This window comes from Flavobacterium sp. FPG59 (assembly GCF_002150205.1).
Classification (GTDB): domain Bacteria; phylum Bacteroidota; class Bacteroidia; order Flavobacteriales; family Flavobacteriaceae; genus Flavobacterium.
Map to the genome: position 1 here is coordinate 1 of NZ_MTCA01000158.1, position 7,254 is coordinate 7,254.

At 34.3% G+C, this 7,254-nt stretch carries 4 protein-coding genes and 1 pseudogene; all 5 read right to left on the bottom strand.

All coding sequences use genetic code 11. From position 1 onward, the window contains the following. Positions 1 to 529, bottom strand: a pseudogene (locus FPG59_RS12150) (ATP-binding cassette domain-containing protein); the annotation flags it as partial. A gap of 54 nt (positions 530 to 583) precedes the next feature. Then, positions 584 to 1,756 carry a restriction endonuclease subunit S gene (locus FPG59_RS12155; protein ID WP_086454862.1) on the bottom strand — a complete coding sequence of 391 codons (1,173 nt, stop codon included), beginning with the start codon at positions 1,754 to 1,756 and terminating at the stop codon, positions 584 to 586. Beyond that, positions 1,756 to 3,324, bottom strand: coding sequence for a type I restriction-modification system subunit M (locus tag FPG59_RS12160; protein ID WP_086454865.1), 1,569 nt, complete (start codon positions 3,322 to 3,324; stop codon positions 1,756 to 1,758). The genes FPG59_RS12155 and FPG59_RS12160 overlap by 1 nt, the downstream gene beginning before the upstream one ends. A gap of 4 nt (positions 3,325 to 3,328) precedes the next feature. Next, positions 3,329 to 4,144, bottom strand: a complete 816-nt coding sequence (locus tag FPG59_RS12165) for a KilA-N domain-containing protein (RefSeq protein ID WP_086454863.1) — start codon at positions 4,142 to 4,144, stop codon at positions 3,329 to 3,331. Positions 4,145 to 4,172: 28 nt separating this feature from the next. Continuing rightward, positions 4,173 to 6,971, bottom strand: coding sequence for a DEAD/DEAH box helicase family protein (locus FPG59_RS12170; protein WP_086454864.1), 2,799 nt, complete (start codon positions 6,969 to 6,971; stop codon positions 4,173 to 4,175). Positions 6,972 to 7,254 lie beyond the last annotated feature (283 nt).

A 7,254-nucleotide genomic window follows, 5' to 3' on the forward strand; every position in this document is an offset into this window, starting at 1 on the left:
CATCAATATATTCAGGTCTATCAAAATTTGGTTCTTGTAAATCAAAATGAGGAGAATATAATAATGAACTAGAAAATGAGTAATTGGGCTTAACTAAACAATTTTCGAATGAAATAGAACTTAAAATAAAATCAGAACTTTTACCCCTATATTCTTTTTCGTAATCTAATTCTTCATAGGTTGTTCCTTGAGCAATATAGAGACATTCTTTATTTATGATAGCTAGCCAATCCCATGTGTCAAATAGGTAAGAATGATTTGATTCCAATCCTTCTAACTTTGCGATTAAATATTGTAAAAATTTGAGTAGAGTACTTTTCCCAACTCCATTGCCTCCAATTAATCCAGTTACTCTTGTGTTTTCGCCATATAAATTTTCATTATAGGAGCCATTACTCGTATATTTTATTTCACCATCTTTTTCATCATAGTAAAAATTATGTTCTGGTTTGAAGTTTATATCTCGATTGGTGAATGAAAGAATATGCTTTGTGTTTGTGTCAAAAATTCTTAAATATAATAATTCCATAGTAATCTATATTTTTTCATAGAGTGGTATTAAACAAAAGCACACTATTTTATATTAATATTCTGAGTTTGTCTCCGCCACCATTCCTAACACCTCATTATTGGTGTATTCTTTTACCTTCAATTCCCCCTTAAATGCCTTTTGACTCAAAACCCCATACATATTCTCTAACTCTCTCAAACTAGCTTCATATTCTTTTTTTAATTCCTCAACTTTTTCTACTATAGCAGCAAATTGGTTTTGTAGTTCTATTGGTGGAATAGTTATTTTAATTTCTTGTAACTCTTGAGCATTTATATTTGCCATACCAACAATACTTTTGCACATACTAAAAAGTGTTTTTTTACCATGTAAAGAATTTAAATATCCCCAAAGAAACCAAGGATTAGCTTTTTCGTTTGTTCTAATCCGAATTAAATAACCTGCTATAGCCATTTGATTATTTTCGTTATAAATACCAGTTTTACCAACCAATTCTTTTGAATTAGTTCTATTAAATAACAAATCTCCTTTTTTAACTAAATATTTATTTTCTTCATTTTTTTCTAAATTGATATATTTCAAATTGGAAAAATCCATGTAACCATTAGAAGTAATATTATTCATCCTTAAATAGGGATAGCTTCCACTTTCTTCTGCTGGCTTACTTGTTCCATATTTTACTTCGGAAACCACATCTCGAATAGTTCCTTTTGGAAATTTCTTTTGGTTATGTGAGGGAGCCCCAAACATCTCCAAAAAAGTACTCTTCAACAATTCATCCAATAGCAAAATACTTTCTTTACGTTGTGTGATTAAGTTTTCTGATTGAGTAAGTATTTCTGCAATACGAATTTGATCTTGTAAAGATGGAAGTGATATTTTAATTTTACTTAATCCTTCTCTTGTGATTTGTGGCTGGGCAGAGCCTGTAATGACATCTTTAAAGCCTCTATTAAATAAAGCGTAATACAAATATTTTATATTAACATTATCACTCAAATCATCCAATGCCATAGCATTTGAATTTATATATGATTTTGGTCTTGTTATATGAAGACTTCCACAAGTTGCTCCACGGCATGTAATTGCAAGTGTTGGATATTCATGATTGTATTCAGCATATTTTCCAATTATACCATTCGCTCCATAAACAAAATAACCTTCCTCGGTTAATTCCGAAGATGGCAAGTTTTTCCATTGTTTTGGTTTGGAAATATCTAAAAGTTTGACTATTTTAAAACTCATTACACTAATTCTTTAAGTTCACTAATCCCTTTCAAAATAGTAGCTTCAATACTTTCCAACTTTTCAAAAATAACTTTTGGGTTTTCATAGCTTACTTCTTCGTATACTTCTTTTTTGTATTTACTCAAACTTAAATCATAGCCATTTTCCACAATTTCTTTTTTGTGTATAGCAAAGAAAAAGCCTTCTCTTTCGGCTTCTGTACTTGCTTTTGTAGGTCTCTTGTGGTATTGCGTAATAATATCTTGCAAATCGCTTTTGTCAATTTTGTTGCGTTTGTCGTCTAGCGTGTAACCGTCGTTTTGCATTTCGTAAAACCATACATTTTCGGTTTCGCTTCCTTTGGTAAATAATAAAATAGCTGTACTAACTCCTGCATAAGGCTTAAAAACACCGCTTGGCATGGTTATTACGGCTTTTAACTCGCTTTTTTCCACCATAATTTTACGGCATTCTACAAAGGCTTTTCCACTACCAAACAACACACCTTGCGGTATCACTATAGCCGCAGTTCCTCCCATTTTTAGCATGGTGTAAATGCGTTCTATAAAAAGTAATTCGGTTTTGGTAGTACCTAGTTTTAAACTTTCGTTAATGTCACCTTTGTCAATATTCCCTGTAAAAGGCGGGTTGGCAAGGATAATGTCAAATTGTGCATCTTCATTATACGATTTACTCAAGGTATCTTTGTAGTCAATATTGGGCTGATCAATACCGTGCATCATCAAGTTCATCAATCCCAAACGCACCATTGTAGTATCAATATCATAACCAAACAGAGATTCTTCAACAATATGTTTTAAATTTTCATTTAAGGTTGCTGAAACGGTAGCACGCATAAAACCATCTTCGTCTGGAGCTATCGCTTCACTATTTTCTTTTTTAACCAAATCGGTCAGGATGTATTGGTAAGCACCCAAAAGGAAACCTGCGGTACCGCAAGCCGGATCCGCAATGCGTTGTCCTAATTGGGGTTGCACCAAATCATTCATTAGTTTAATAATATGGCGTGGGGTTCTAAACTGTCCGTTTTTACCCGCACTGGCAATGGCGCCCAACAGCATTTCATACACATCACCTTGTATGTCCTGAAAAGCATGACCGCCATCAACCGCATCTTTTTCTATTTCGACAAAAATCTCTTCAATGATTTTAATAGCTTCTACCAATAAGGAAGGCTTTGGCATAATAAAAACAGCATTGGCCATGGCGTGGGTAAACTTAGAACCGCCTTCAAAAGCTTTTAAAAAAGGAAACACTTTGGTTTGTACGTGTAGCAACATTGCCTCGGCAGGCATACGCTTGAAGTTTTTCCAACGCAAATCTTGTTTGTCTACTTCCTCGTTACTACCAGTGACTTTATACAAGCCCACAAATTTGGAAGTGTAGGCTTCTTCGGTAAATTCGGCATCGCGTTCGCGTTTGGCTTCTAGATCGTCCATTTGTTTCATAAAAAGCAAATAGGTAATTTGTTCGATGGCAGTAAGCGGGTTGCTGATACCACCACTCCAGAAGTTGTTCCAAAGTCGGTCAATAAGAGATTTTAATGCGGAATTGTTTTGTAACATGGTATTATTTAAGTTTTTGTATGTTTTTATTCCCAAGAAGCGAATTCATTTGAGAAATCGCCATTTTGTTTAATTGAATTAGTCGCTCTTTTTGTTCCAATCCTTGATGGATTAAAACGGCATTTATACTTTCCATATTAGAAAGTACGACAAGTTGCTCAATAGTAGCTTGATCTCTAATGTTTCCGTCTGCATCTTGGTTTGTGTCGCGCCATTCTTTTGCGGTGATCCCAAACAAGGCCACATTAAGCAAATCGGCTTCAGAGGCATAAAGACCATTTATTTGTTGTTTAGACAGTTCTTTTGGTACTAGAATTTCTTTGATAGCATCGGTGTGAATTCGATAATTTACTTTGGCTAGAGTGCGTTGGAGATTCCAGTTTAGTTGGAGTCTATCATTTTCAACGTCTTTTAGGCGTTGAAATTCTTTTATTAAATAAATTTTAAATTCGGGACTAATCCACATTCCAAATTCAAATGCTATGTCAGAATGTGCATAGGTACCTCCGTATCTTCCTGTGGTGGCTTTAAGTCCAATGGCATTTGTTTTTGCTACCCAATCTTTTACACTCAACTTATAGCTATTCAAACCGGCTTGACTTTTAATTATGGCGAATTCGCCATAATTAAAATCTGGATTATAAACACTTTCCCAAATTCCTAAATATTCAATAGTATTTCTGTTTCTTAACCAATCTGAAATAAAAAAGTCACCATCTTTGGCTTTAAGCATATCAGTAAGCGATATAAATTCACTAGTTTCATTTTGTAAAATAGTTATTGAAGCTCCTTTTACATTGATTGTTTTACTTTTCGCCATTTTCTATTATATAAATTAAGTACCTTTTTTAGGCCGCTAATAATTTATTCGTAAGGTTTATAATTTCTTCTATTTCGCTGGGTTTAAATACACCACGAATGCCTTCGGGATGCAACATGGTAAAAGGGGATTCTATCAAATTTCGTTTGTTGAGTTCTCCTTTTTCTATGATGAATTTTTTAAGCAAGTCTAAAAACTGCAATTGTCTTGCAGTAAGGTACGAATGTGCCTTTACATATTCGGCAAAAGCATTAGAAACCGTTTCTGGAAACGATTCTAATATTTGAATTCCTAAAATATGTTTAATGAATTGCACCAATTGCGCTTTCCTGTGTGAATACACTCTACGCAATAAATCAACAGTTATATGAGGGTGTTCGTCATGCAAGACTTCAGCAAGAGAAGCGGCTTCATCAGTTGTGATTTCTTGACCTTGTTTTAGCTTTTGCAAGATTGAATTTTCTGAAACCAATTGATTTACGGTTTGTTCTACCAACTCTCGGTATTTTGCAATACTTAAAGCTTCGTGTTGCGGACCAAACTCTACATATTCTTTGGCATACACTTCATCTTTGAAATTGTATTTGGCTGTTCCCAAAGGCATAACCGCCTCTCTAAATTTCATGAGAGGTGCAATTTTTATTATCAATTCATCAAATCGCTCTTCCGTAATGGTTGCCCAATAATTGTTGGTTTGGGCTTTTCTCACAAGTTCACCTTCCTTAGTAATGCTACTTACTGTGAGCGGTAATTCACTTATTTCTTCAATGATGCTTTCTTTTAAAGCTTCAAATTTTTCTTTTTCTTCACATAAATGTGCTAATGAAACTTCGAGGATGTCTTTTTCAAAACGCATGGATTTAAAGTCTACATCAGAAATGGTTCGCATCAATGGTTTGACTACTAATCGCAGAAAATCAAGTTTGTCAGAAGTTAGCAGATTCCAAAAATTATCTTCTTCCAGACGTTGCAATTCTGATTGTGCATCGAGAATTACAATGGAGTTTTTAGGTAAAGAAGCAATTTGTTTCCTCAATTTTGCAACTTCATTAATTACAATGGAAGTGTTTTGCAATTCCTGCGCTTTTTCAATTTTATCCAAACGAATACCAAACAAACGAACTGGTAGCGGGATTGAAGAACTAATTTCTTTACCACGAGGATTAATTTTGAAATATTCGAAATTATCCCAACAATCCAAAATCAAGAAATTATCTTTTTGCGTACACCAAGGTTTCATTTTTGTAGGTTCTAACAAACGTGTACCACGCCCTATCATTTGCCAAAAACGAGTATAGGAATAAACAGGTTTAGCAAAAACTAAATTCACTAATTCCCGAACATCAATGCCAGTGTCTAGCATTCCAACACTTATGGCAACGCGAGGCATATCATTATTGGTGAACTGGCTGAGTAATCCGCTTTTACCATACACACGTGGATCATCACTTACCAAAACTTTAGCAAGTTCCCCATGGTATTCTGGATAAAAAGCATCGAATAATTCTTCCATTCTTCGAGCGTGCTTTATGGTCGTACAAAAGAAAATGGTTTTGCCTGGTAAAACGCCGTTAGGGTCTTTTATGCATTCCTCCATAAATTCCCTAATAATCAAAGCATTTGTCCCTTTGTTAGTTACCGATTTCTCAATGTCTGTTCCTTCATAGTTGATTTCGGCTACTTCTTTTCCTTCTAAAATCAAGTTTTTCTGGTCTTCTAAAGAAATAGTTCTTTTGCTAATTCCTTCTTCTTGAAATTTGGTTTTAATTTTCATCACTTGAAAATTACTCAAGTAAGGTGGAATATTGTTTACAGCTTCTTCATAAGAATAAGCAAAAGTAGGAACGCCTTCTTCACACTCAAAGAGTTTAAAAGTATTGTGATCTATAACATCTGTTGGAGTTGCTGTTAACCCCAATGTTATGGTGTTGAAATAATCTAAAATTTCACCATAGGTATTGTAAATGCTTCGGTGACTTTCATCCACTACAATCAAATCAAAGAAATGAGGGCTTAACGAATTTTCTTCGTCACGAATTACATTCAGCATGGTTGGATAAGTCGAAACATAAATCCTTCTGTCTTTTGCAATAGACTTTTCACCAATTTTTGGCCATCTTGGTTCGTTTGGTAAATGTTCTTTAAAAGCTTCTAAAGTTTGGTCACGCAAAGCAATTCTATCAACCAAAAACAACACACGTTCTGCCCAACCTGCGCGCATTAAGGCATCTACTAAGGCAATACAAGTTCTGGTTTTACCCGTTCCAGTTGCCATTACTAGTAAAAACTTACGTTTGCGTTTTTCTATGGCTTCCATCACCGCACGTATTGAAGCAATTTGGTAATCTCGTCCAGCAATCGATGTATTGATTAATTCGCTTGCCAATGTTTTTCTAGCTTTACGAATGTATTGGTATCGTTCTAAATCATCACGAGTTGGGAAACCATGCACTTTCTTAGGAGGATAGTTTCCTAAATCCCAAAAGAAAATATCATGTCCATTAGTAAAAAAACAAAAAGGCAATTCGCCTCCTTTTTCATTTTGAATGTTCTGGCAGTATTGTTTGGCTTGTTCTTTTCCAATATTTGCATCAACCAAAGATTTTTTTGCTTCAACTACAGCAAGTGGTTTACCATCTTTACCCAATAAAACATAATCGCTAAACTGATGTCCCTCATATTTACTGCGGGGCTCATTTACTCCTTCAGCTAATGGCACAATAATATCGAACTCCTCAAGTACTTGAGTTGTATCGGAGATATTCCAGCCTGCTGCTTGCAGTCGTTTATCAATGATTTCTTTTCGGGTATGTTTTTCGTTTTTCAAAAAGCGATTTTTGATTATTCAAAAGTTACTAGTAGTAGGACGCTAAAGTATCGAATATTTAATTAAAAAGAATGTAGAAAACCGTAAAACGAATGTTTTTTGGCATGAATTTCTTATCCTTTGACTCGTTTTGGTTCCATTTGTAAATAAACTACTTTTTCTAGAGTATTACCATACCCACTTTTAGTGATATTAAGTCAAAACTTTTCATTTCAAAAAAACTAAAACCAAATCATAACAATATGAAATTCAGTTTTTTGATTATTAAAAAGGAGAATTAATC

Excerpts from the sequence above, each read along its gene's own strand:
- FPG59_RS12160 (WP_086454865.1), bottom strand. The coding sequence starts at position 3,324 with ATGTTACAAAACAATTCCGCATTAAAATCTCTTATTGACCGACTTTGG.
- FPG59_RS12165 (WP_086454863.1), bottom strand. The coding sequence starts at position 4,144 with ATGGCGAAAAGTAAAACAATCAATGTAAAAGGAGCTTCAATAACTATT.
- FPG59_RS12155 (WP_086454862.1), bottom strand. The coding sequence starts at position 1,756 with ATGAGTTTTAAAATAGTCAAACTTTTAGATATTTCCAAACCAAAACAA.